Below are 2140 nucleotides of genomic sequence, written 5' to 3'. Positions count from 1 at the left end.
GCGTTTACGGCAGGTTGATAACCCCATGCGGCACATGTCACTGATGTAAGGAATGTTGATGACTCAACAGGCGGCACCGGTCACCCTGGTACCGGTCCACGGGCGCCGTAGCCGGGGACGCGTGATCGTCTCCTGGCTGACCACGACGGACCACAAGAAGATCGGGCACCTGTACCTGATCACGTCGTTCGCGTTCTTCCTCGTCGGCGGCCTGCTGGCCATGGCGATCCGGGCCGAACTCGCCCGCCCGGGACTCCAGATCCTGTCCCCGGAGCAGTACAACCAGTCGTTCACCATGCACGGCACGATCATGCTGCTGCTGTTCGCGACGCCCACCTTCGCCGGCTTCGCCAACGCGATCATGCCGTTGCAGATCGGCTCGCCCGACGTGGCGTTCCCGCGGCTGAACATGTTCTCGTACTGGCTGTTCCTCTTCGGCGGCCTGATCGTGCTCGGCAGCTTCCTCACCCCCCAGGGGGCGGCGGACTTCGGGTGGACCGCGTACACGCCGCTGAGCAGCGGCGAGCGGACCCCGTACGTCGGCGGCGACCTGTGGATCATGGGCCTGGCGCTCTCCGGCTTCGGCACGATCCTCGGCGCGGTCAACTTCATCACCACGATCATCTGCATGCGCGCCCCCGGCATGACCATGTTCCGCATGCCGATCTTCACCTGGAACGTGCTGCTGACCTCGGTGCTCGTCCTGCTCGCCTTCCCCGTCCTGGCGGCGGCGCTGCTGGTCCTTGAGGCCGACCGGCGCTTCGGCGCCCAAGTCTTCGCGTCCGAGAACGGCGGAGCCATTCTGTGGCAGCACCTCTTCTGGTTCTTCGGCCACCCCGAGGTGTACATCCTGGCGCTGCCGTTCTTCGGGGTGATCAGCGAGATCATCCCGGTGTTCTCGCGCAAGCCCATCTTCGGCTACATGGGTCTGGTGGGGGCGACCATCGCGATCGCCGGCCTCTCCGTCACCGTGTGGGCCCACCACATGTTCGCCACGGGCGCCGTGCTGCTGCCGTTCTTCGCCTTCATGACGTATCTGATCGCGGTCCCGACCGGAGTGAAGTTCTTCAACTGGATCGGCACCATGTGGCGGGGCTCGCTGTCCTTCGAACCCCCGATGCTGTGGTCCGCGGGCTTCCTGGTGACGTTCCTCTTCGGCGGTCTGACCGGCGTCATCCTCGGTTCCCCGCCCCTGGACTGGCACGTCACCGACACGTACTTCGTCGTCGCGCACTTCCACTACGTGCTGTTCGGCACGATCGTGTTCGCGATGTTCGGCGGGTTCAGCTTCTGGTGGCCGAAGATGACCGGCACCATGCTGGACGCGCGCCTGGAGAAGATCCACTTCTGGTCGCTGTTCATCGGCTTCCACACCACGTTCCTGGTCCAGCACTGGCTCGGCGCCGAGGGCATGCCCCGCCGCTACGCCGACTACCTGGACGCCGACGGGTTCACCGCCCTGAACACCGTCTCCACCATCGGCGCCTTCCTGCTGGGCCTGTCGACCCTGCCGTTCCTCTACAACGTCTGGAAGACCGCCAAGTACGGCAAGAAGATCGAGGTCGACGACCCCTGGGGCTTCGGGCGCTCCCTGGAGTGGGCCACGTCCTGCCCGCCCCCGCGCCACAACTTCACCACCCTGCCCCGCGTCCGCTCCGAGTCCCCCGCCTTCGACCTGCACCACCCGGACGTGGCCTCTCTCGACCAGAAGGAGAACACCGGTCAGCGCGACGTCTTCGACGCCCCTGGTCACGAGAGCGACCGCTCGTGACCAGGCGCCGCCACACCTCCGCGCAGGAGTACCAGGGCGCGGCGCTCGCCCGCGAGGCCGAGGGGTACCTGCTCCTGGAGAGCGAGCGGCAGCAGGCCCGGCGCGAGGCGGAGGCCCTGTGCGCCAGCCTGCCCTGGCTGACCACCGGTCAGGCGGAGGACCTCACCCACCACTACACCCGGCACCGCCTCGTCCTGACCCGGCAGATGCTGCGCGGCACCGTGGAGCGGGCCGCGCAACTCCGCGACGAGTACGAGGCCCGCTACGCCGCCCTCAGACGGACCCTGCTGATCCGGCACACCGTCTCCGCGGCCGCGATGACCTGCACCGCGGCCCTGGCGGGCACGGTCACCTGCCTGCTGACCCGCT

General features: G+C 67.5%; 2 protein-coding genes. Both read left to right on the top strand.

Annotated elements, in window-relative coordinates; all coding sequences use genetic code 11:
- Nucleotides 1-58: 58 nt before the first annotated feature.
- Complete coding sequence (ctaD, locus tag QK440_RS41130; RefSeq protein WP_282798378.1) at nucleotides 59-1771, top strand: cytochrome c oxidase subunit I; 1713 nt, start codon at nucleotides 59-61, stop codon at nucleotides 1769-1771.
- The coding region (locus QK440_RS41125; RefSeq protein WP_349239359.1) for a hypothetical protein at nucleotides 1768-2140 on the top strand (373 nt) is incomplete at its 3' end. The genes ctaD and QK440_RS41125, both read left to right, overlap by 4 nt.

The sequence above is a fragment of the Streptomyces sp. CC224B genome (genome assembly GCF_030010595.1).
GTDB lineage: Bacteria > Actinomycetota > Actinomycetes > Streptomycetales > Streptomycetaceae > Streptomyces > Streptomyces longispororuber.
The sequence above is the reverse complement of the archived record's forward strand: the minus strand, read 5'-3'. Positions and strand labels throughout refer to the sequence as shown.